We start from the raw sequence: 21819 nt of genomic DNA on the forward strand, positions 1-21819 counted from the left end.
TTTTTTTCGGAACTTTGCCGTGTTTTTTGAACCACCATTATTATTCTTTTAGTCAAAAACCATCGCATTGGAAAGAATATATTTTGACAACGCGGCTACCACGTCGCTTGATCCGGCAGTGCTGGAAGCTATGCTGCCTTACATGACCGAAAAATTCGGAAACCCGTCTTCCATCTATTCCTATGGTAGAGAATCCAGATTGGGTATTGAGAATGCACGTAAATCCGTAGCAAAAACGCTGAATGCTCATCCGGGCGAAATCTTCTTTACCTCCGGTGGTACTGAAGCCAGCAACACTGCTATCAATGCAGCGATTAAAGATCTGGGATGTAAACACATCATTTCCTCTCCGATCGAACACCACGCTACATTGCATACGGTAGAGCACCTGCACCACGACGGTGTTGCACTCTCTTTCGTAAAATTGCTGCCAGACGGTCATATCGACCTGGAAAATCTGCGCGAACTGCTGGCCGGTTCCAAGGAAAGATCACTGGTTACTTTAATGCATGCCAACAACGAAATTGGTAACCTGCTTGATATCCAGGCTGTAGGCGCACTGTGCAAAGAGTTTGATGCTATCTTCCATTCCGACACCGTTCAAACCGTAGGTCACTATCCGTTTGATCTGCGTAACACACCGGTTCACTTTATCACCGGTGCAGGTCACAAATTCCACGGTCCTAAAGGTGTTGGTATCCTTTACATCAACGAAAACGTGAAAATTAAGCCTTTCATCCAGGGTGGCAGCCAGGAACGTAACATGCGCGCAGGTACCGAAAACCTGTACGGCATCATCGGTTTCGCAAAAGCACTGGAACTGGCTACTGCTCACTACGAAGAGCATAGCAAACATATCAACGACGTACGTATGTACATGGCAGAACAGCTGCAGCAGCAGATTCCGGGCGTTACCTTCAATGGTGACCTCTACGGACGCAGCCTGTACACCGTACTGAATGCTTCTTTCCCTAAAACGGAGAAAAGCGAAATGATCCTCTTCAACCTGGACATCAACGGTATCTGCGCCTCCGGCGGTAGTGCCTGTACTTCCGGTGCTGACGCAGGTTCCCACGTAATCCGCTCTATCAGCAGCAATCCTAACCAGATCGCCGTACGTTTCTCCTTCTCTAAAAATAATACCAAAGCAGAAGTTGATACCGTTATCGCCAAACTGAAAGAATTAATCTGATTATAAAGAAATGCTCCCGTACCCCGGGAGTATTTTTTCCAACTAAACTATGGTAAGTCTGTAAGGTTTACGGATTATATTTCCGATGCGATGGAAGATATAATTTTACTGAAAGGCCCGACTGCATTGCAGTCGGGCCTTTTGAGTAAAAAATTAATTTTTTTTAGTACTATTTTAATAGGGATTTCCTTTCTCTAAATAAATACAGGGCTATGCGAAAACACTGTTTATGGCCCCCATTGAGGAAAATCTATTGTCTGTTTTAACTATAACTTATTTATGCAACAGAAGAATGAAGAATTATTATTTTCAGATGAGGTATTAATTAGTAAGATATTCTACATCAGGGGGCATAAGGTAATGCTGGACCGTGATTTGGCCGGCCTTTTTGATGTAAAACCCATAAGATTAAGAGAACAGGTAAAGCGTAATTTGGAACGTTTTCCAGAAAACTTTATGCTGCAATTAACAGTAGAAGAAGTAGATACTATGGTATCGCAATTTGCGATACCATCTAAAAGCCATATGGGGGGGCATAATCCATATGTTTTTTACTGAGCATGGAGTCCTGATGCTGGCTAATGTATTAAGAAGTAATCGAGCTATTCAGGTTAGTATCCGATTGATCGAAATTTTCGTAAAAATGCGTGAAATGCTTTCGACTCATAAAGATGTTCTGTTAAAACTTGAACAATTGGAGAGAAAATCAGTAAATCATGACACAGAAATAAATCTGATTTTTGAATACCTTAAGAAGTTAATCAATCCGTCAAGTGATAATGCACGAGAACCAATTGGGTTTACGCGTTATGAATCAGATAATGATTAATAAATAGCAAGTGGTATCGCAATTTGCGATACCACTTGCTATTTATTGAATATCAATTGTTTTTGCCTTTAAATGTTAGTTCGATATCACCCCTACCCAATAAAAAAGGAGCTGCATCGCAGCTCCTTTTTCAATAACATAACACCAAACGATTAATGCATGAATTCTTTAATATCCTGCATAATCCTTTTCGCAATATTATCAGCAGTAGTTTCATTCTGAGACTCTGCATAAATACGGATAATAGGCTCAGTATTGGAAGTACGGAGATGTACCCAGTCTGTTTCGAACTCGATTTTCAGACCATCTTCTGTATTAATAGGCTGATTTTTGTATTTGCCTTTAATTTTTTCGAAGATAGTTTGAACGTCTACACCTTTGTCCAGTTCAATTTTATTTTTAGAGATAAAATAGTCCGGGTAGCTGTTGCGAAGCGCTTTGATGCTCTTGCCGCTGTTTGCCAGGTGGGTGAGGAACAGACCAATACCGATCAGTGCATCACGGCCATAATGTGTATCAGGAACGATGATGCCACCGTTACCTTCACCACCGATTACCGCATTCACTTCTTTCATTTTCTTTACTACGTTTACTTCTCCAACAGCAGAAGGAGCGTAGGTGCCGCCATGTTTCAGGGTGACATCCTTCAGTGCACGGGTAGAAGAAAGGTTGGAAACGGTATTGCCTTTACGTTTACTGAGTATGTAATCAGCTACTGCTACCAGCGTGTATTCTTCACCAAACATGCTACCATCTTCGCAAACAAAGCACAGACGATCTACATCAGGATCTACGGCAATACCAAGATCCGCTTTGGTTTTATTTACTTCGTTGGAAAGTGCAGTCAGGTTTTCCGGTAATGGTTCAGGGTTATGACTGAATTTACCGGTTACTTCCCCGAAAAGAACATCTACCTGTTCTACGCCTAAAGCTTTCAGCAGCGCAGGAACAAAGATAGCGCCAGTGGAATTCACCGCATCTACCACCACTTTGAAATTGCGGTTTCTGATAGCTTCCACATCTACCAGTGGATAGTTTACCACCTGGTCGATATGTTTCTGAAGGTAGCTGTCGTCCTGGGTATAGGTGCCTAATTTGGTAACATCAACGAAGTTGAAGTCTTCACTGGCAGCTATTTCCAGGAGCTGTGCTCCGTCTTCGCCGGAGATGAATTCACCCTGGCTGTTGAGGAGTTTGAGTGCGTTCCACTCTTTAGGGTTATGGCTGGCGGTGAGGATAATACCACCAGCAGCTTTTTCCATTGTTACTGCTACTTCTACAGTTGGCGTAGTGGATAAACCAAGGTCTACCACGTCAATACCTAATGCATTCAGGGTAGAAACTACCAGGTTTTTCACCATTTCACCGGAGATTCGGCCATCACGGCCGATTACCACCTTACGGTTGTCAGTATGCCTGCTTAGCCAGGTGCCGTAAGCCGCTGTGAATTTTACTACATCAACTGGAGAAAGTCCCTCTCCGGGCCTGCCGCCTATGGTTCCGCGTATACCGGATATCGATTTGATCAGTGCCACAAGATTCTGTTTTTAAAGGAAGGCAAATATAAAAAAATCCATGCCAGATTTCCTAATTAGTAAATTGTGACTAATGGCAGGTTTACATCGTCTATCCGCTCTCTATCTAACAAACTAATACCTATATTTGCAGCTACGCTTTTTAAAAAACGGCTATACGTTACATGCAAAACTTCTGGAAGAATATACCCCGGTATATTCGATATGTGTTTGTTCAAACGCTTTACCTGTTCCTTTTGATGGTCATGTTCAGGTTAGTTTTCTACCTGTTTTTTTTCAAGACCACCGTCACTGATAAGGCAGCCATTCAGAAAGCATGGTACCTTGGCTCTAAATTCGATCTGCGTCTTACCCTTATACTGATCGTCCCAATTCTTTTCGGGACCCTGATCTGGAGAAATAAGTATTTCACGTCCAGGGCTATACGACGTGTAAATATGACCTACCTGTTTATCATCTACCTGGGATTAACATTATTATATATACTTGACCTTGGCCATTACGATTACCTGGGCATGCGCCTGGACCCTTCCGTACTACGATTCCTCGCAAAAGGTGAACGTGCAGACAATGCCCGCATGGTATGGCAAAGCTACCCTGTTGTACGCGGTGTGCTGGGCCTGGTTGTATTCATGTACCTTATCACACGGCTACAAAAGGCTACCTGGAAAAAATTTGCGGCCCAACCTGAAAAACTCCTTTCCAAAGGTTCCTTTATCGGATGGACCAGCGCCCTCATCCTCCTTACCGCCGGCGGTATCTATGGCAACTTTGCCTACTTCCCGCTGCGCTGGAGCCAGGCCATGTTTACCCGCGATAACGGCGTCACCAGTCTTGGCCTCAACCCAATCCTGTATTTCGTTTCCAACCTCAATGTAGATGGCGATACCTTCGATATCCAGGCTACTAAAAAATATTATGAGACGACTGCCAGCTACCTCCGTGTAGATCATCCCGATGTTAATACACTGAACTTTAAGCGTAGTATCCCGGGCGACAGCTCCAAACCAAGACTGAATATCGTGCTGGTAATGCTGGAATCCACCGGGGCAGCGCCTACCAGCATGTATGGCAACCCGATGCAGGCTACGCCTAATATGAAACGTATATCCGAAGGCGGTATCCTCTTCAAAAACTTCTATGTACCTGCTGTCAGTACTGCTAAGACTGTATTCGGCGTTACCACCGGATTGCCGGACGTTACTGCCGTACGTACCGCCAGCCGCCACCCTAAAATGCTGGACCAGCGTATCATTATGGACCAGTTCAAAGGTTACAATAAATACTACCTGCTGGGTGGAAATACCAATTGGGCCAATATCCGCGCGGTATTTACCAACAATGTTGAAGGAGTAAAAATCTTTGAAGAAGGCTATTATAAATCACCCAAAGCTGACGTATGGGGTGTATCAGACTACGACCTGATCACAGAAGCCAGCTCGATTTTCAAAGAAACCAATGATAAAAAAGAACCTTTCGTAGCCTTCCTGCAGCTGGCTGATAATCACCCGCCGTATACCACTACCCATGGCGCCGGCGATTTCAAAAAGCTGGAAGAAAAGGATATCGATATGCAGAAATTCAAAACCGCCGGTTTTGTGTCTATAGACCAGTTCAATGCCCTCCGCTATGAGGATTATAACGTTGGTCATCTCATCGATATGGCTAAAAAAGATGGTTATCTGGATAATACTATCTTCTTCTTTTTCGGCGATCATAATTGTATCCTCAATCCGTACAGCTTTATGCCGCTACCGGAGTATGAAATGGGTTCAGGAGGAGAGCATGTCACCTCGTTTATGTACAGCCCTAAGCATATTCCCGGCGGACAGGTCATCACCACGCCAGGCAGCCTCCTGGATGTATATCCTACCGTGGCTAGTATGGTGGGGATGCCATATAACAATTACACACTGGGAATGAACCTGTTCGACAGCACCAGGGTAAACGATAAATATGTATATATCCAATATATGCGTAATCAGCAGCCGTATTATTCCATGGTGGGCGATCAGTATATGTATGAGGTAAACCTTAAAACAGGCACTACCTCCCTGTACGATCTGAAGGCAAATCCTACCAAAAATGTGGAAGCGGAGCATCGTGATACCGCGAAATATTTAAATAATTTAACACGTGGCTATTACGAAAGCACACGATATTTACTGTTCAATAATAAAAAACAACAATAGTCTTGGAAGCAGAAAAGTCATGGTTTAAAGATTGGTTTAATTCTCCCTATTATCATTTGCTGTACAGCAATCGTGATGAAAAGGAGGCTGCTTCATTCATTGACAAACTCATTGCCTACCTGCAGCCTGGTCCGGATGCAGAAATGCTGGATGTGGCCTGTGGCCGTGGCCGCCATGCGAAATACCTGGCAGACAAGGGCTACTGTGTTACCGGTATCGACCTGTCCACAGAGAGCATCAACGCCGCTAAGAAGTTGGAAAACAGTCATCTGAGCTTCTTTCAGCATGATATGCGCCTGCCTTTCCGGGTAAATTACTTTGATGTAGTCTTTAATTTCTTTACCAGCTTCGGGTATTTCGATACCCAGCGCGACAATGACAACGCGTTGCGTACGCTGAAAAATGCCCTGAAGCCGGGTGGTAAGCTGGTGCTGGACTACCTGAACAGCAACTATGTGGCGGCACATCTTGTTAAAGCTGAAGTGGTGGAGAAGGACAATGTGGTGTTTGATATCCACCGGGAGCTGAAGGACAGGAAGTTTCTGAAAGAAATTAATATACTTGATAAGGAGAAGCTGAGGAGATTGCAATATACAGAGAGTGTGAATGCTTTTACCAGAACAGATTTTGAAGAGATGTTTGCCCATCAGGGTTTAATAATAACCGAAATTTTCGGGGACTATCATTTTAACAGCTATGATGCGCAGCGTTCACCGAGGCTGATCATCATCGCTACAAAATCGCAGCCATGCTAGAATCACTACTTCGCGGCGATCTCAGGTTATTTTTACATATCAACGGGCAGTGGCATAACGGCGTGTTGGATGTGATCATGCCCATGTTGCGGGAGCCTTTTATGTGGGCGCCGCTCTATTTATTCCTGGCTTTGTTTGTTACTATTAACTATGGCTGGAAAGGGCTTTTCTGGATCGCTTTTTTCCTGATAACATTCGGGGTGTCAGACCAGGCAAGTCTGTTCCTGAAGGAATATATCGGGCGTTTACGGCCCTGCCGGGACCCGATTGTATCGCACTATACCCGTGTTTTGGTGGTGTATTGTCCGAGGAGCGGGAGCTTTACTTCCAATCACGCAGCCAACCATTTTGCGCTGGCTATGTTTTGTTTCTTAACTTTAAAATCATCTTTCGGCCGATATACCTGGTTATTTTTCCTTTGGGCAGCAGCGATCAGCTATGCCCAGGTATATGTAGGTGTTCACTATCCCCTGGATGTTACCGGTGGGGGCGTGATGGGCGCTTTCTTCGGGTTTCTGAGCGGTAGCTTCTTCAAGCGCCGTATAAAGCTGGAACTGAAACCTGAACTGACAACATGAACTGGAACTATCTGATACTGGTACTGGCTGCAACGATCGCCGGCGGAATTATCCCGATGACGGTGCGGCGGGTTAGTGCCAACTTTTCTATCTATCTGCTGGCATTTACCGGCGCCTTCCTGTTTGGAGTAACGATCATGCATCTGCTCCCGGAAGTATATCATGAGCTGGGCCATATGGCCGGCGCCTATATTGTACTGGGTTTCTTCCTGCAGGTATTCCTGCAGCAGCTGTCGCACGGAATGGAACATGGCCACAGCCATATTCCGACAGAAACGCATCATCACCATATAGCGGTAACGCCGTTGTTGCTGGGGTTGTCTATCCATGCCTTTATGGAAGGTATCCCGCTGGGCTTCACCTATGAAGACCAGTCTGCCCTGCCGTCGCTGATGGTTGGGGTTGCTGCGCATAAGATCCCGGAAGCGATGACGCTGATCACCGTGATGATGCATGCGCATAAAAGCCGTAAACAATTGTGGCAGATATTGATCATCTTTGCATTGGTGACACCTGTGGCTGCCATCCTGGCCGGATGGCTGGGAAGTAAATCAGCGATGGTGTCGCATTATCTGATCTATCTTGTGGCCCTGGTTATCGGTGCATTTCTGCATATTTCAACAACAATTTTTTACGAATCAGGTACCAAACACCACGAGCTGAGCAAGCGTAAAGTACTGGCAATAGCACTTGGACTGGGACTGGCATTTCTTACCCTTATATTTGAATAATTAATTATTTTTAGACTTTAAATCATGGAAGTCGTCATAATCTTCATCCTCATTTTGCTCAATGGCATTTTCTCGATGTCGGAAATCGCAATGGTCTCGGCCCGAAAAGTTAGGTTAGAGAACCAGGCAAATAAAGGGGATGAAAAAGCAAAAGCCGCATTGAAGCTGGCTGGTAATCCGGACAAGTTTTTATCAACTGTCCAGATCGGCATCACACTTATTGGTATTCTTACCGGTATTTATTCAGGAGAAAACATCAAAACAGATGTGGTGGCCTGGCTGAATACATTCCCCAGGTTACAACCCTATAGCAGCGGGCTTGCTACTACGCTGATCGTGGTGGTGATCACCTATTTTTCCCTTGTATTTGGAGAACTGGTTCCCAAAAGAATGGGGCTCGCAAAGCCGGAATCTATCGCCAAAAGCCTGGCAAAGCCTATGCAGTTTCTTTCCTGGCTTACCTTTCCGTTTATCTGGTTATTAAGTGCCTCTACCAATGTAATCGTGAAGCTGTTCAGCATACAGCCCAGGGATACGCATGTAACGGAGGAAGAGATAAAAGCTATTATCAATGAGGGTACCAACTCCGGCGCCGTAGAGGAAACGGAGCAGGAAATCATTGAAAGGGTTTTTCATCTGGGAGATAGAAATATTACCTCGCTGATGACCCACAGAACAGATATTACCTGGCTCGACATCAACGAAGTGGCCGGTACCTATCAGCAAAAAATCCAGGACAGTATGCATTCCGTTTACCCGGTTTGCGATGGGGCCGTGGATTTGCTGAAGGGGGTGGTCTCGATAAAGGATCTGTACCTTGTTGGCGGCAAATCGTTGCCACTGGCGCAGATCATGAAGAAACCACTGTTTGTTCCTGAAAACAATACCGCTTACCAGGTGCTGGAGAAGTTTAAGGAGACCCATATTCACGCTGCCTTTATCGTAGATGAGTATGGCACCTTCCTGGGAATGATCACGCTGAATGACATTCTCGAAGCTATAGTAGGGGATATGCCGGAAACAGAAGAGTACGATGACTATAATATGGTACTCCGTGAAGATGGCAGCTACCTGGTGGATGCACAGATTCCTTTCTATGATTTTCTGGCAGAATTTGATAAAGAGGACTGGATGAACGAATTTGAGCAGGATTTTGATACCCTGGCAGGTTTTATACTCCATCATCAGGAACATATTCCTAAGACGGGCGAGAAATTCACCTGGAGAGGTTTTACATTTGAGATTGTGGATATGGATGCACACCGTATTGATAAAGTCCTGGTGATACCACCTATGCAAACTGTAGAAGAAGGATGAGCTTCCCCCATTAAAATGCGTAAAAACCGCCAACGTAGTTATCCGTATTTATAGAACGGAGTGGTCTAAATATTTGAAGAAACGAAGCTTTATACTATTTTTGAGCACTTTTTTACATAAACAATTAATATAATTTAATAGTAACCATGGTTGCAATAGGAAGTAAGGCGCTGTCCCTGGAAGAAGTTTACAGGGTACTTTATGGCGGTGAAGAGCTGGTATTGGATGCAGCGGCTTTACAACAAGTGGAAGCCAGTTTTACCTTTCTCCGTCAATTTTCTGCGAAGAAGCTGATATATGGAATTAACACCGGTTTTGGGCCTATGGCACAGTACCGGATATCTGATGAAGATACTTTCCAGTTGCAATATAACCTGATCCGAAGCCACAGTAGCGGTTCCGGTAAGCTGATGTCGCCATTGCACACCAAAGGGCTGATGATAGCGCGTTTGAGCAGCTTTATGCAGGCACATTCCGGTATTCACCCTGAAGTAGTGGAACTGCTCAGGGACCTGATTAATAAAAACGTATACCCTTGCGTGTTTGAACACGGTGGCGTAGGTGCCTCCGGCGACCTCGTACAGCTGGCCCACCTGGCACTGGTGCTGATCGGCGAAGGGGAAGTATGGTATGAAGATAAATTACAGCCTACGGCAGATGTTTACGCACGACTGGGGCTGAAACCTATAGGCATTCACGTTAGAGAAGGTCTGGCAATTATCAATGGTACATCTGCCATGACGGGTATCGGTCTGGTAAACCTGATCGAAGCAAAACGCCTGCTGTCATGGGCTACTACCATTTCTGCCATGATCAACGAAATCGTGGAAGCATATGATGATCATCTCTCTTCAGAATTAAATATTGTGAAGAAACACGAAGGACAGAACAAAATTGCCGCCACCATGCGTGAAGTACTGGTGGGCAGCAAAATGGTCCGCCATCGCCCTGATCATCTTTATAAAGAACACGAACAGGAAATCTTTAAAGATAAAGTACAGGAATACTACTCCCTCCGCTGTGTACCACAGATCCTGGGGCCGGTGTACGACACCCTGAAACAGGCCGAAGCCACTGTTGTTGGTGAGTTGAACTCTGTGAGTGACAACCCGGTGGTAGACCACAAAGCAGAAAACGTATTCCATGGTGGTAATTTCCACGGCGATTACATCTCCCTGGAAATGGATAAAATTAAAATCGCCATCACCAAACTGTCGATGTTATCTGAGCGTCAGCTCAATTACCTCATGAACGAAAAGCTGAACCATAAGTTCCCGCCGTTCATGAACCTGGGTAAACTGGGACTGAATTTCGGTATGCAGGGTGTGCAGTTTACAGCAACCTCTACCGTAGCAGAAAACCAGACATTATCCTTCCCGATGTATGTTCATAGTATTCCTAATAATAATGATAATCAGGATATTGTGAGCATGGGTTGCAATGCCGCGGTGATGACCAACAAGGTAATCAGCAATACATTTGAAGTGCTGAGTATCCAGGTGATGACCATGTTGCAGGCAGTGGATTACCTGAATTGTCAGGATAGACTGGCGGCGTTCTCACACAAAATATACACGGATGTGAGAGCTATTTTCCCTAAATTTATTGAAGACAGTCCAAGGTATAAGGACCTTCAGCAGATTAAGGAGTACCTGCTGACAAACCAGCCGGTTACGATTTAATCAGACTGGCCTGATAATTGAAAACAGTCTGAGCAGCATTACATAGTAAATAAATGGCCGTAGTAAAGTATGGCATAAACGAATCAATCGATGAAATGTGCGTTAATTACAGGTGGTTCCAGGGGTATAGGCAGAGCGGTATGTGTGAAGATGGCGGAACTGGGCTACCATGTGCTTATCAATTATAAGGGCAATGAAGCAGCGGCACAGGAAACGCTGGAAGCTGTGAAAAATGCCGGGAGTACGGGAGAATTATTGCAATTCAATGTAGGCGAGGCAGAAGAAGTGAAAAGTGTATTGGGAGGCTGGATAGAATCGCATAAAGAAGACCAGATCGAAGTATTGGTGAACAATGCAGGTATCCGTGAGGATGGCCTGATGTTCATGATGAGCGAAGCACAATGGTCCAACGTATTGAATATCAGCTTAAATGGCTTTTACCATGTTACCAAGCAGGTATTAAGCAGTATGTTGATGAAGCGTTACGGAAGGATTATCAATATGGTGTCGTTGTCCGGTATTAAGGGACTGGCGGGCCAGACCAACTATTCAGCCGCCAAGGCGGGCGTAATAGGCGCCACCAAAGCATTGGCGCAGGAAATTGCTAAACGTGGAGTAACTGTCAACGCCGTAGCACCAGGTTTTATAAAAACAGATATGACTGCCGAGCTGAATGAAAAGGAGCTCGCAGCACAAGTGCCAATGAACCGTTTCGGTACCGCCGAAGAAGTAGCAGAAGCAGTGGCTTTCTTTGCTTCAAAGGGCGCCTCTTACATTACCGGGGAGGTATTGAGTATCAACGGAGGTTTATATACCTGATAAATAATCCAACAATAAGTTAACCGTAGCCATTATGAACCGAGTTGTGATCACTGGACTGGGAATCTACTCCTGCATTGGTAAAGACCTGCAGGCAGTGAGAGATTCATTGTATCAGGGGAAGTCAGGGATTATCCTGGACCCTGAAAGGAAAGCTTTTGGTTATCGTTCCGGGCTGACGGGCTATGTAGCTCGTCCTGAGCTGAAAGGCCTGCTGGACCGACGTGCCCGCCTGATGATGCCTGAACAGGCCGAGTATGCCTTTATGGCCACCCGTGAAGCATTGGCGCAGGCAGGTATGGGCGAGGATTATTTTGAGAAAACACCGGTGGGGCTGTTATATGGAAATGACAGTTCGGCCAAACCCGTGATAGAAGCTACTGATATCATGCGGGAAAAGAAAGATACCATGCTGGTGGGCTCTGGTTCTGTATTTCAGACCATGAACTCCACTGTAAATATGAACCTGGCTACGATTTTCAAGCTGAGAGGCGTGAATTTCACGGTGAGTGCGGCTTGTGCCAGTGGCTCCCATGCTATCGGGCTGGGATATATGTTTATCAAGAACGGTATGCAGGATGCGGTTATCTGTGGCGGTGCCCAGGAGATCAACCTGTATGCCATGGGTAATTTTGATGCGATTGCGGCATTTTCCACCAGGGAGAGTGACCCGACCCGTGCTTCGAGGCCTTTTGACCGCGACAGGGACGGGCTCGTGCCTAGTGGCGGTGCGGCTACCGTTATCCTGGAAAGCCTGGAATCTGCGCAGCGCAGAGGGGCTACTATTCTGGGTGAGGTGCTGGGTTATGGATTTTCTTCCAATGGCGCGCATATCTCCAATCCAACGGTGGACGGGCCGGTCAGGTCTTTGCAGATAGCACTGCAGGATGCTGGCATGAAATCTACCGATATTGATTATATCAATGCACATGCGACCAGTACGCCGGCAGGGGATTCCAGTGAAGCGAAGGCGATTTATGAGGTTTTTGGCGGAAATATTCCGGTGAGCTCCACCAAATCGATGACGGGGCATGAATGCTGGATGGCCGGGGCCAGTGAAATCGTATATTCCATGCTGATGATGCAGAACGATTTCATTGCACCTAATATCAACCTGGAAAATCCGGATGACGACGCGGCAAAATTGAATATCGTCAGCAGAACACTTAATAAAAAATTTAATATATTTTTGTCTAACTCTTTTGGCTTCGGGGGAACAAATTCTTCTCTGATAGTGAAAGGCTGGGAGGGAAAATAGTATTAAAACGCCAATTTTCTGAGTATAAAAATCACTAGTTTGGAGAGGTGGAAAACTCATCAGCCTCGTTGTATGTGTAACTTCCAATATATTCTTAACTTTGGCCCCTGGAACAATCGTAGAACACAAGAATTATCAGGATTGGTTGAAATTTACCCGGAAGGGACCCATATAGGTAACTGTAATTTTTAAATCAACCTATATCTGTTATACATTTTATGGAACTGAAAGAAGTAATAACTGTCACCAACAAGTTTTTAGTAGAGGAGTTTGAAGCTGACCTCGACGCAATTAAGCCTGAAGCTAATTTGAAAGCTACACTGGACTTAGATAGTCTGGACTATATCGACATGGTAGTAGTGATTGAAGATAATTTTGGTTTTAAAGTAAAGCCTGAAGACTTTCAGAGCATTGTCACCTTCCAGGATTTTTACGATTACGTCACTGCTCGTATTCAGCAAAAAGAACTAGTATAATGCCGTCCTGGCAGGGAAAGTCGAAGGGGAATAAGCTGGGATACCGTATTTTTATTGGGATCCTGCGTTATGGGGGTGTATATCCTGCTTATTTCCTGTTAAGGTTTGTGGCCGCGTATTATTTTTTGTTCTCCTGGAGTTCTTCCAAACCCATTTACCGATACTTTCATGAAAAGATAGGCTATAGCAGGCTGAAGTCCTTATTCAGTTTATATAGCAACTATTATATTTTTGGCCAGACCATCATCGATAAGGTGGTGGTGATGGCTGATATGGGCAATAAATTCACCTTTGATTTTGACGGGGAGGAGCATTTGCGCCAGCTGGTTGCCGGTGGCAAGGGCGGAATTATGCTCAGTGCGCATTTAGGTAACTGGGAAGTAGCGGGGCACCTGTTTAAGCGGCTGAATGCCCGAATTAATATTGTCATGTTTGACGGGGAGCATCAGCGTATCAAAGAGTACCTGGCATCCGTTACCGGCGGCAGAAATGTGAATATTATCGTTCTAAAGGACGATTTATCGCATATTTATGCCATTAATGAAGCCTTGAGTAACCAGGAGCTGGTGTGCATGCATGCCGACAGGTTTCTGCCCGGCAATAAGACCATGACCGCTGATTTGCTGGGATCTCCGGCACATTTTCCGCTGGGGCCCTTTCTGCTGGCAGCCACCTTCAGGGTGCCTGTTTGCGGCGTTTATGCCTTTAAGGAATCCGCCACCCATTATCATTTTTATTCAACCGAGCCGAAAGTTTACAACGGACGTCGTGAACAGGAGCTGGCACTGAATGATTTTGTAGCAGGTATGGAAGAGAAAATCAGGAAATATCCTACCCAATGGTTTAATTATTACGACTTCTGGGTAGAATAAAGGGTATAATACCAGATATTTATCTTATTGAAAAAATTATAAACCGAATAACCAGCCAGTTTAAAGGGTTATTACGCTATCCTGTATCTTTAAATCTGCGTGTTATTACTGTTAATAATTTCGTATAATTCTATTTACTTCGTATTTCTTTTTTTACAATAATTTGTGAAGATGTTTATTCATACCGACGATATTACCGCATATATTCCGCAACGCGCGCCAATTGTAATGATCAGTGGAATCCTGGCAGTAGAAGGGCCTGTTACCCGTACTGCGTTGAATATTGCCCCCGATAATATTTTTGTGGAGAATGGATACTTTATTGCGCCGGGGCTGATGGAAAATATGGCCCAGACGGCTGCTGCGCGTGTCGGTTATATCGCGCGACAGGAAAATACACCGGTGCCACTGGGTTTTATTGGCGCCGTAAAGGATTTTGAAATATTTGAATTGCCACCAGCAGGAGCCACCATCGAAACCACCACCGAAATTACCGGACAGGTATTCAATGCTACCATGGTCAATGCCAAAGTAGTGTATCAGGATAAGGTGATGGCGCAGTGCGAACTGAAAATATTCATCAACCCCTAAAATATAATCAATATGAAATCCAGCTTATGTTTTCTGGTAGTAACCTTTTTTCTGAGTAGCTTTTTTACTGAAGCAAAAGCACAAAAATTAAAAAACTTCCTGGACAATAAGGATTCCTCCTTTACCTGGCTGGGAGTGGATTTTACACAGGCCCGCCTGATCGGTGATGCCGGTGCAAAGACAGGTGATATTGTAGACCGCCAGTTTGCAGGTATTAACCAGGTCGTTGTAAATGAATCTAAAAAGTATGACGTTCCTGGCAATTTCCGCCATGAGAACGTAACGTATGACATTGGCCCGGTTAACAAGCGGAATGCAGCTGTAAATCCAGGTACATTATTGTCCGACAACAGTGCCGACCTGCGTCGTCTGAAAGAAGAAGATGTTACCAAACTGGTAAAAGACTTCGATTTCGCCGGTAAGAAAGGCATTGGCGTGTTGCTGGTAATGGACGGCATGAGTAAAATGGATAAGAAAGCCTCTATGTTTGTTACCATTGTGGACATGGAAAAACATCGTGTATTGCTGACAGAGAGAATGGAAGGAAAAACACCTACCATGTCTTTTGGTTTCCGTAACTTCTGGGCTTCACCGTTAAAGAGTGTGCTCGACGATGTACACAGTGATATTAATAAGTGGAAAGAAAAATATGCCAATGCTACAGACCCTGTAGAAGCGCCGGCAGCGGATTCTACGCCGAAAAAACCGGGCAAAACAGCTGTAGCTGGTAACAAATCAGCACCAGCAAAACCGAAAAAGAAAGGATAACTAATGGCATTAACCGAAAGCACCACTGTACAGGTCAGATTTAACGACTGTGACCCGTTGGGGATCGTATGGCATGGGAATTATGTGCAGTATTTTGAAGACGGAAGGGAGGCTTTCGGGGAAAAATACGGCTTACGCTACCTGGACATTGCAGCCAGGGGATATACCGTACCACTGGTAAATATACAGTGTGACTATAAGCGTCCGCTGAAATATGGCGACAAGGTAGTTGTACATACTACCTATGTGGATGACCTTGCCGCAAAACTGAAATTCGAATATAAACTAACCAACGCAGCCACGGGTGAGGTGGTGGCTACCGGCTCCAGTGTCCAGGTATTCCTGGACAAGGAATCCGGCCTGCTGCAGCTCACCCTGCCGCCTTTTTTCAGTGAATGGAAAAAAGAACAGGGATTGGTATAAAAGGGTACTATGCAAAAGGTTTTTGTTGCTGCTGATAATATCGTGAGTCCGCTGGGATGCACCACCCTACAGAACTTTGAGGCGGTATTGCAGGGTAATAGCGGCATCCGTTTACACGAAGATGCTGCTTATGCCAATGCGCCGTTTTATGCTGCTATGATGGCGCCTGGTCAGTTGGAGTCCTATGCCGGAAAATATAACCTGCAGGGTTATACGAAGTTTGAGACACTGCTGATTACTTCTATCGCCAACGCACTGGAACAGACAGCCATCCCGGTACAGGATAAGCGCACCGGCCTGATCGTGTCTACCACCAAAGGTAATATCGAGTTGCTGGAGCAGACAGTCAACCAGGAAATGGTCAATGGACAGGAAGACCTGCACGCCAGGTTCCCTGATATGCCGGTAGATTTCATGGAGCTGGGCAGCAGCGCTGAAAAGGTGGCCGCGTATTTTGGCGTGGTCAACAAGCCGGTGGTTGTGAGCAGTGCCTGTATATCAGGACTGGTAGCCATTATTACAGCTAAAAGACTGATGAGTGCGGGTGTATATGATCAGGTAATAGTAACGGGGGCAGATGTGTTCACCCGGTTTGTATTATCTGGTTTTCAGTCGTTTCAGGCGGTGAGTGCCCTTCCCTGCAAGCCTTTTGATGCCAACAGGACAGGGGTGACGCTGGGTGAAGGTGCTGCCACCGTGATACTGACCAAAGATCCGGCATTAGCCCGGGATATTGTGTTGGGCAATGGTGCAGTAAGTAATGATGCCAACCATATTTCGGGGCCTTCCCGCACCGGCGAAGAGCTGGCGGCAGCCATGAAACTGGCATTGGCAGGCAGTGGCCTGGAGGCGGGTGAAATCGCATTTGTATCTGCCCACGGTACTGCTACACCGTATAATGATGAGATGGAAGCGAAAGCCCTGCATCATGCGGGCCTGGCAGAGCGGCCGGTAAACAGTCTGAAAGGCTATTATGGCCATACGCTGGGAGCAGCAGGACTGATAGAGGCCGTGATCAGTATGGAAGCGTTGAAGAAAGGGGTAGTACTGCCGACAAAGAATTTTGAAACTTCCGGTGTAACGATGCCGGTTCATATTAGTAATGCCATTGCGCACACCGATGCCAGACATCTCCTGAAAACCGTATCAGGTTTTGGCGGTTGCAATGCAGCGATGGTTTTTAGTTTAATCAGCTGAGTGGCCGACATCTAAAGGGCGTCTGCCAGCTACATTTTATCATTTGTCGTGTTTAATAAAGAAACAAAAACAGCATTACAGGCCAAAGAAGCCGCGTTATGGCTCGCCTTCGCACCTATTGCTTTCCAGGCTACCAGAGCGCTGCGTGATATGGGTATTTTAGATGCTGTGAGCAAAAGCGGCTCACAGGGTATCACTATCGAAGAAATTATGGCGCAGACCAATATGAACCGCTATGCCGTAAGAGTATTGCTGGAAGCAGGTTTGGGTATGGAGCTGGTGATCGTAAATGATAAAAAATATACACTGACAAAAACGGGTTATTTCATCTTACATGATAATCTGACCCGCATCAATATGGACTTCACACAGGATATCTGCTATAAAGGCATGTACCACCTGGAGGAGTCGCTGAGAGAAGGTAAACCTGCCGGCCTGAAAGAGCTCGGCCCATGGGATACCATCTATCCCGGCTTATCACTGCTGCCACCGGCTGTAGGTAAAAGCTGGTTCGATTTCGACCACTACTATTCAGATCTGGCCACACCAGGCGCTTTGGATATTGTATTTGAAAACAAGCCTAAACGTTTACTGGATATCGGTGGAAACACCGGTAAATGGGCGCTGGCATGTACTGCCAAAGACCCTGAAGTAGAAGTGACCATCTTCGATTTACCTGGTCAGGCTGGCCTGGCGCAAAAGAAAATGCAGGAAGCAGGCGTTGAAAACCGCGTGCATTTCCACATCGCCAATATCCTGGATGAGAGCCTGCCTTTCCCTAAAGGGTTTGATGCCATCTGGATGAGCCAGTTCCTCGATTGTTTTTCTGAAGCGGAAATTGTTTCTATCCTGAAGCGTTGCCGTGAAGCCCTGAACGACGGCGGAACCATCTACATCCTGGAGCCGTTCTGGAACCGTCAGCAGTTTAAATCAGCAGCTTTCTGTTTACAGCAGACATCACTGTATTTCACTGCCATGGCCAATGGTAACAGCCAGATGTACCATACAGATGATTTCTTCCAATGTGTTAATGACGCTGGTTTAGTGATTGCAGAAGAAAACAATCAGATGGGACTGAACTATACATTGCTGAAATGTAGAAAAGCATAACGATACATAGTTGCCTTGCATTATAACAAAATTCATTACATCCCAAAATAACATCGTATGAGAACTGAACAAGTCGATGTGCTGGTTATTGGCGCTGGTCCTGCGGGATCAGTAGCTGCGTCTATTATTCACCAGGCTGGCTATAAGGTGAAGGTGGTGGAGAAGCTGAAATTTCCCCGTTTTGTGATCGGGGAGAGCTTGCTGCCACGTTGCATGGAAGCATTGGAGGAAGCGAAATTTATTGATGCTATTTCTGCCAAAGGTTTTCAGCAGAAATTTGGCGCCAAATTCGTGAAGAATGACCTTGTATGTGATTTCACTTTTAAAGAACAACATACGCCGGGATGGCAATGGACATGGCAGGTAACCCGTGCCGACTTCGACAAAACCCTTGCTGATACAGTGGAAAGCATGGGTGTTCCGGTTTCTTACGAAACAACGGTAACGGATATACGATTTAATGGTTCCGATTCTGTAACTACTGTTGAAGATAAAGACGGTAATATTTCACAGATTGAGGCCAGGTTTATTGTGGATGGAAGTGGCTATGGACGTGTGATTCCTAAGCTGTTTAACCTGGAGAAGAATTCCAATTTACAGCCTCGTAAGGCATTATTCGCGCATACGGTGGATAAGCGCCGTTCCATGGCAGACGAGCCTAACCGTATCACAGCGGTGGTGCATAAAAAAGGTACGTGGATCTGGATTATTCCATTTTCTACTGGTGTTACCAGTCTGGGTTTTGTTAGTGATCCTTCATTCTTTGAAGAGTTTCCGGGTACCGACGAAGAGAAATACCGCGCAATGCTGGAGTCGGAACCTTATACCAGGGAGCGTTTCCGTGATGTAGAGCTGGTATTTGAGCCAAGGATTCTGCAATCATGGTCCGCTACCACCGATAAGTTTTACGGTGATGGGTATGTGCTGACAGGTAACGTAACAGAATTCCTGGACCCGATTTTCTCATCTGGCGTAACTTTGGCTTGCGTGTCGAGCCAGACGGCGGCAAAGCTGGTGATTAAAAAGCTGAAGGGCGAAGCCGTAGACTGGGAGAAGGAATATATGGAGCCAACCATGCAGGGCGTGAATACCTTCCGTTCCTATGTGATGGCCTGGTACGAGGGAACACTCGATACCATTTTCTTCTCCAAAGATCCTGATCCTGAGATTAAAGGAAAGATTTGTTCAGTACTGGCGGGTTATGTGTGGGATACTTCTAATCCTTTCGTAACCAACCATGACACTGCTTTGAAGCGACTGGCACGCACCATTGAATTAACGGAGAAATTAAAAAGCAGTTCTACGATTGAAGAATAAAGCATATATAACAGGTTCTTGTATAATCAGAAATAACAGCATTACCCTGAACGGGCAGCTGTTATTTTCGTCTCCGGGGGTGGAGTTGCAGGAGTTCCTGCGGGGTGCCTATGATCAGTTTTCGGGTCAGTATCCGAAATTCCATAAAATGGACCCGCTCAGCAAGCTGGGGTGGCTGGCTGCAGAGGCTTTGTTGAAAGATAGTAATGTATATACACTTCCAAAAGAAGCTGTTGGGATGTTATTATCTAACCGTAGCGCCAGTTTGGATACAGACCTGCGATATTATGCCACCGTAATGGAATTTGCCAGTCCGGCCCTGTTTGTATATACCTTACCCAATATTGTAATGGGGGAGATTAGTATCCGGCATGGTTTTAAGGGAGAGAATACCTTTTTTGTGTCTTCATCCTTTGATGCCGGTTTACTGTCGGATTATGCCACTGCACTCTTTGCTGAAACGCCTTTACAGGCTTGTCTGGTAGCGTGGGTAGAGGTAATGGAAAAAGATTATGAAGTAGTGATGGCACTGGTGGAGAAAGAGGGAAATATCCCGTTGTCTGCGGAGAATTTGATGGCATTATATGCCTGATTTATCTGACCGCCTGCTGGTATTTTGCAACTGATACCGAAGGTATCAGTTGGTGTGTTCCGCGCTGCGCGCGGGTGGGCTCACGCCCGATTGATTAAAAAATATATAAATTTTAAAATTAGCATAACGTGGAACAGTTGATGTCGGATCTGAAATCGCAGATCATTGAGCAATTAAACTTGCAGGAAGTTAAACCGGAAGATATCGGTAATGACGATCCTTTATTCAAAACCGGTTTGGGTCTCGATTCTATCGATGCTTTGGAATTGATTGTTCTGCTGCAGCAGCACTATAACATCCGCATTGCTAACCCTGAACAGGGACCTGAAATATTTCATTCCATCCGTTCGATGGCTGAATTTATTACTGCCCATCAAAAGCAACAGGCATGAGTGAAAAGGTATGGATCGCAGGTGGTGGTGTTATCAGCGGCATTGGCCTTGATTTGCGGGCTAATATAGCCGCATTCAGGGATATGCAGCCGGGCATGACTGCCATGCAATACCTGCATTCTGCACATCGTAATACTTTCCCGGTAGCGGAAGTGAAAGCAGATAACGACACCCTGGCCGATATGGCCAGGATGCCGGAAAATACCAGCAGAACAGCATTGCTGAGTATCATTGCTGCAAGAGAAGCCTGGAAATCTTCCGGGCTGGCGGATATTTCCCAATACCGTGTAGGATTTGTATCTGCCAATACCGTTGGTGGTATGGACAAAACGGAAGATTTCTTCCAGACATTCCTTACAAACCCCAGCGGTGGCCGGTTGCAGCAGGTGGTACTCCACGAATGCGGCGCCGTTACGGAGCTGGTAGCAGATGCCATGGGTATCCGCGATCATATTTCCACCATCAGCACCGCCTGCTCTTCGGCGGCCAATGCGCTGATGTATGGCTCCCGCCTGATCCGCAACAATATTGTGGATGTGGTAATCGCCGGTGGTACCGATGCGCTCACCAGATTTACCCTGAATGGTTTTAATACCCTGATGATATTAGACCAGCAGCCCTGCCGTCCGTTTGATGATACCCGTACCGGGTTGAATCTGGGCGAAGGCGCCGGTTATGTTGTACTTGTTTCCGACAGACTGATTGCGCAAATACAGCCATGGGCAAGACTCAGCGGCTTTGCCAATGCCAACGATGCCTATCACCAGACGGCATCATCGCCGGATGGAACAGGTAATTACCTTGCCATGAAAGGCGCCTTGCATATGGCTGGTTTACAGCCTGCGGAGATTGACTATATCAACCTGCATGGCACCGGCACCGCCAACAACGACGTTTCAGAAGGTATTGCCATCGAGCGACTTTTTGCGCCACATTTTCCGGCGATGAGCTCCACGAAGTCCTTTACGGGACACACGCTAGGCGCCAGCGGCGGCATTGAAGCAGTATATGCGGCACTGTCACTGAAAGAAGGTATCATTTATCCCAACGCAAGGTTCGAACACCAGATGAAAGAACTGCCTTTTGCGCCGGTAACGACCTTCAGCACTGGCAACGACCTGCATCATGTGATGTCTAACTCTTTCGGGTTTGGTGGAAATTGTTCCAGCCTGGTGTTTTCAAAAGAATAATCT

The 21819-nt window shown here is 45.8% G+C and carries 22 protein-coding genes; 21 read left to right on the forward strand and 1 reads right to left on the reverse strand.

Annotation, left to right across the window (positions count from 1 at the left end; genetic code table 11):
• Positions 1 to 67: 67 nt before the first annotated feature.
• Together F3J22_RS27270 and F3J22_RS30430 are read left to right on the forward strand one after the other, a co-directional pair.
• Positions 68 to 1192 carry a cysteine desulfurase family protein gene (locus tag F3J22_RS27270; RefSeq protein WP_167021146.1) on the forward strand — a complete coding sequence of 375 codons (1125 nt, stop codon included), beginning with the start codon at positions 68 to 70 and terminating at the stop codon, positions 1190 to 1192.
• 279 nt (positions 1193 to 1471) lie between these two features.
• Positions 1472 to 1750: an ORF6N domain-containing protein gene (locus F3J22_RS30430; RefSeq protein WP_205195741.1), complete on the forward strand. Its 279-nt coding sequence runs from the start codon at positions 1472 to 1474 to the stop codon at positions 1748 to 1750.
• A gap of 423 nt (positions 1751 to 2173) precedes the next feature.
• On the opposite strand, the gene glmM is transcribed toward F3J22_RS30430, so the two are convergent.
• Positions 2174 to 3556 carry a phosphoglucosamine mutase gene (glmM, locus tag F3J22_RS27280; RefSeq protein ID WP_167021147.1) on the reverse strand — a complete coding sequence of 461 codons (1383 nt, stop codon included), beginning with the start codon at positions 3554 to 3556 and terminating at the stop codon, positions 2174 to 2176.
• A gap of 245 nt (positions 3557 to 3801) precedes the next feature.
• On the opposite strand from glmM, the gene F3J22_RS27285 reads away from it, so the two are divergent.
• The 19 genes from F3J22_RS27285 to F3J22_RS27375 all read left to right on the forward strand — a co-directional run bounded on the left by F3J22_RS27285 (position 3802) and on the right by F3J22_RS27375 (position 21816).
• Positions 3802 to 5748, forward strand: coding sequence for an LTA synthase family protein (locus F3J22_RS27285; protein ID WP_167021148.1), 1947 nt, complete (start codon positions 3802 to 3804; stop codon positions 5746 to 5748).
• 2 nt (positions 5749 to 5750) lie between these two features.
• Positions 5751 to 6503 (forward strand): bifunctional 2-polyprenyl-6-hydroxyphenol methylase/3-demethylubiquinol 3-O-methyltransferase UbiG, encoded by a 753-nt coding sequence (locus tag F3J22_RS27290; protein ID WP_205195743.1) that lies wholly within the window; start codon positions 5751 to 5753, stop codon positions 6501 to 6503.
• Positions 6497 to 7081, forward strand: a complete 585-nt coding sequence (locus F3J22_RS27295; RefSeq protein ID WP_167021149.1) for a phosphatase PAP2 family protein — start codon at positions 6497 to 6499, stop codon at positions 7079 to 7081. The genes F3J22_RS27290 and F3J22_RS27295 overlap by 7 nt, the downstream gene beginning before the upstream one ends.
• The gene (locus F3J22_RS27300; RefSeq protein ID WP_167021150.1) at positions 7078 to 7812 is read left to right on the forward strand and encodes a ZIP family metal transporter; all 735 of its coding nucleotides are present in this window, start codon (positions 7078 to 7080) and stop codon (positions 7810 to 7812) included. The genes F3J22_RS27295 and F3J22_RS27300 overlap by 4 nt, the downstream gene beginning before the upstream one ends.
• 24 nt (positions 7813 to 7836) lie before the next feature.
• Entirely contained in the window at positions 7837 to 9129 is a 1293-nt protein-coding gene (locus F3J22_RS27305) for a hemolysin family protein (protein ID WP_167021151.1), read from the forward strand.
• Between the two features lie 146 nt (positions 9130 to 9275).
• Complete coding sequence (hutH, locus tag F3J22_RS27310; protein WP_167021152.1) at positions 9276 to 10811, forward strand: histidine ammonia-lyase; 1536 nt, start codon at positions 9276 to 9278, stop codon at positions 10809 to 10811.
• Between the two features lie 90 nt (positions 10812 to 10901).
• On the forward strand, positions 10902 to 11630 hold the full coding sequence (fabG, locus tag F3J22_RS27315; RefSeq protein WP_167021153.1) for a 3-oxoacyl-ACP reductase FabG: 729 nt from the start codon (positions 10902 to 10904) through the stop codon (positions 11628 to 11630).
• Between the two features lie 34 nt (positions 11631 to 11664).
• A complete protein-coding gene (locus F3J22_RS27320) occupies positions 11665 to 12888 on the forward strand; it encodes a beta-ketoacyl synthase (protein WP_205195745.1) in 1224 nt (407 codons plus the stop codon).
• Positions 12889 to 13106: 218 nt separating this feature from the next.
• Positions 13107 to 13364 (forward strand): phosphopantetheine-binding protein, encoded by a 258-nt coding sequence (locus F3J22_RS27325; protein WP_167021154.1) that lies wholly within the window; start codon positions 13107 to 13109, stop codon positions 13362 to 13364.
• Positions 13364 to 14236 (forward strand): lipid A biosynthesis acyltransferase, encoded by an 873-nt coding sequence (locus tag F3J22_RS27330; protein WP_167021155.1) that lies wholly within the window; start codon positions 13364 to 13366, stop codon positions 14234 to 14236. Before F3J22_RS27325 ends, F3J22_RS27330 begins: the two co-directional genes overlap by 1 nt.
• 171 nt (positions 14237 to 14407) lie before the next feature.
• Positions 14408 to 14827, forward strand: coding sequence for a 3-hydroxyacyl-ACP dehydratase (locus F3J22_RS27335; RefSeq protein ID WP_167021156.1), 420 nt, complete (start codon positions 14408 to 14410; stop codon positions 14825 to 14827).
• A 12-nt stretch (positions 14828 to 14839) separates the two neighbouring features.
• Positions 14840 to 15595: a hypothetical protein gene (locus tag F3J22_RS27340; protein ID WP_167021157.1), complete on the forward strand. Its 756-nt coding sequence runs from the start codon at positions 14840 to 14842 to the stop codon at positions 15593 to 15595.
• Between the two features lie 3 nt (positions 15596 to 15598).
• The gene (locus F3J22_RS27345) at positions 15599 to 16018 is read left to right on the forward strand and encodes a thioesterase family protein (protein ID WP_167021158.1); all 420 of its coding nucleotides are present in this window, start codon (positions 15599 to 15601) and stop codon (positions 16016 to 16018) included.
• Positions 16019 to 16027: 9 nt separating this feature from the next.
• Positions 16028 to 17215 carry a beta-ketoacyl synthase N-terminal-like domain-containing protein gene (locus F3J22_RS27350; protein ID WP_167021159.1) on the forward strand — a complete coding sequence of 396 codons (1188 nt, stop codon included), beginning with the start codon at positions 16028 to 16030 and terminating at the stop codon, positions 17213 to 17215.
• 48 nt (positions 17216 to 17263) lie between these two features.
• On the forward strand, positions 17264 to 18325 hold the full coding sequence (locus F3J22_RS27355; RefSeq protein ID WP_370459474.1) for a methyltransferase: 1062 nt from the start codon (positions 17264 to 17266) through the stop codon (positions 18323 to 18325).
• Positions 18326 to 18382: 57 nt separating this feature from the next.
• Entirely contained in the window at positions 18383 to 19642 is a 1260-nt protein-coding gene (locus F3J22_RS27360) for an NAD(P)/FAD-dependent oxidoreductase (RefSeq protein WP_167021160.1), read from the forward strand.
• A complete protein-coding gene (locus F3J22_RS27365) occupies positions 19632 to 20234 on the forward strand; it encodes a beta-ketoacyl synthase N-terminal-like domain-containing protein (protein WP_167021161.1) in 603 nt (200 codons plus the stop codon). The genes F3J22_RS27360 and F3J22_RS27365 overlap by 11 nt, the downstream gene beginning before the upstream one ends.
• A 128-nt stretch (positions 20235 to 20362) precedes the next feature.
• Entirely contained in the window at positions 20363 to 20626 is a 264-nt protein-coding gene (locus F3J22_RS27370) for a phosphopantetheine-binding protein (RefSeq protein ID WP_167021162.1), read from the forward strand.
• Complete coding sequence (locus tag F3J22_RS27375) at positions 20623 to 21816, forward strand: beta-ketoacyl synthase (RefSeq protein ID WP_167021163.1); 1194 nt, start codon at positions 20623 to 20625, stop codon at positions 21814 to 21816. The genes F3J22_RS27370 and F3J22_RS27375 overlap by 4 nt, the downstream gene beginning before the upstream one ends.
• Positions 21817 to 21819: the final 3 nt, after the last annotated feature.

The sequence above is a fragment of the Chitinophaga sp. Cy-1792 genome (genome assembly GCF_011752935.1).
GTDB lineage: Bacteria > Bacteroidota > Bacteroidia > Chitinophagales > Chitinophagaceae > Chitinophaga.

Bases quoted from the DNA above. Each gene is read 5' to 3' on its own strand.
- F3J22_RS30430 (WP_205195741.1), top strand. From the start codon at position 1,472: ATGCAACAGAAGAATGAAGAATTATTATTTTCAGATGAGGTATTAATT.
- F3J22_RS27285 (WP_167021148.1), top strand. From the start codon at position 3,802: ATGTTCAGGTTAGTTTTCTACCTGTTTTTTTTCAAGACCACCGTCACT.
- F3J22_RS27295 (WP_167021149.1), top strand. From the start codon at position 6,497: ATGCTAGAATCACTACTTCGCGGCGATCTCAGGTTATTTTTACATATC.
- F3J22_RS27300 (WP_167021150.1), top strand. From the start codon at position 7,078: ATGAACTGGAACTATCTGATACTGGTACTGGCTGCAACGATCGCCGGC.
- F3J22_RS27305 (WP_167021151.1), top strand. From the start codon at position 7,837: ATGGAAGTCGTCATAATCTTCATCCTCATTTTGCTCAATGGCATTTTC.
- hutH (WP_167021152.1), top strand. From the start codon at position 9,276: ATGGTTGCAATAGGAAGTAAGGCGCTGTCCCTGGAAGAAGTTTACAGG.
- fabG (WP_167021153.1), top strand. From the start codon at position 10,902: ATGAAATGTGCGTTAATTACAGGTGGTTCCAGGGGTATAGGCAGAGCG.
- F3J22_RS27320 (WP_205195745.1), top strand. From the start codon at position 11,665: ATGAACCGAGTTGTGATCACTGGACTGGGAATCTACTCCTGCATTGGT.
- F3J22_RS27325 (WP_167021154.1), top strand. From the start codon at position 13,107: ATGGAACTGAAAGAAGTAATAACTGTCACCAACAAGTTTTTAGTAGAG.
- F3J22_RS27330 (WP_167021155.1), top strand. From the start codon at position 13,364: ATGCCGTCCTGGCAGGGAAAGTCGAAGGGGAATAAGCTGGGATACCGT.
- F3J22_RS27335 (WP_167021156.1), top strand. From the start codon at position 14,408: ATGTTTATTCATACCGACGATATTACCGCATATATTCCGCAACGCGCG.
- F3J22_RS27340 (WP_167021157.1), top strand. From the start codon at position 14,840: ATGAAATCCAGCTTATGTTTTCTGGTAGTAACCTTTTTTCTGAGTAGC.
- F3J22_RS27345 (WP_167021158.1), top strand. From the start codon at position 15,599: ATGGCATTAACCGAAAGCACCACTGTACAGGTCAGATTTAACGACTGT.
- F3J22_RS27350 (WP_167021159.1), top strand. From the start codon at position 16,028: ATGCAAAAGGTTTTTGTTGCTGCTGATAATATCGTGAGTCCGCTGGGA.
- F3J22_RS27360 (WP_167021160.1), top strand. From the start codon at position 18,383: ATGAGAACTGAACAAGTCGATGTGCTGGTTATTGGCGCTGGTCCTGCG.
- F3J22_RS27375 (WP_167021163.1), top strand. From the start codon at position 20,623: ATGAGTGAAAAGGTATGGATCGCAGGTGGTGGTGTTATCAGCGGCATT.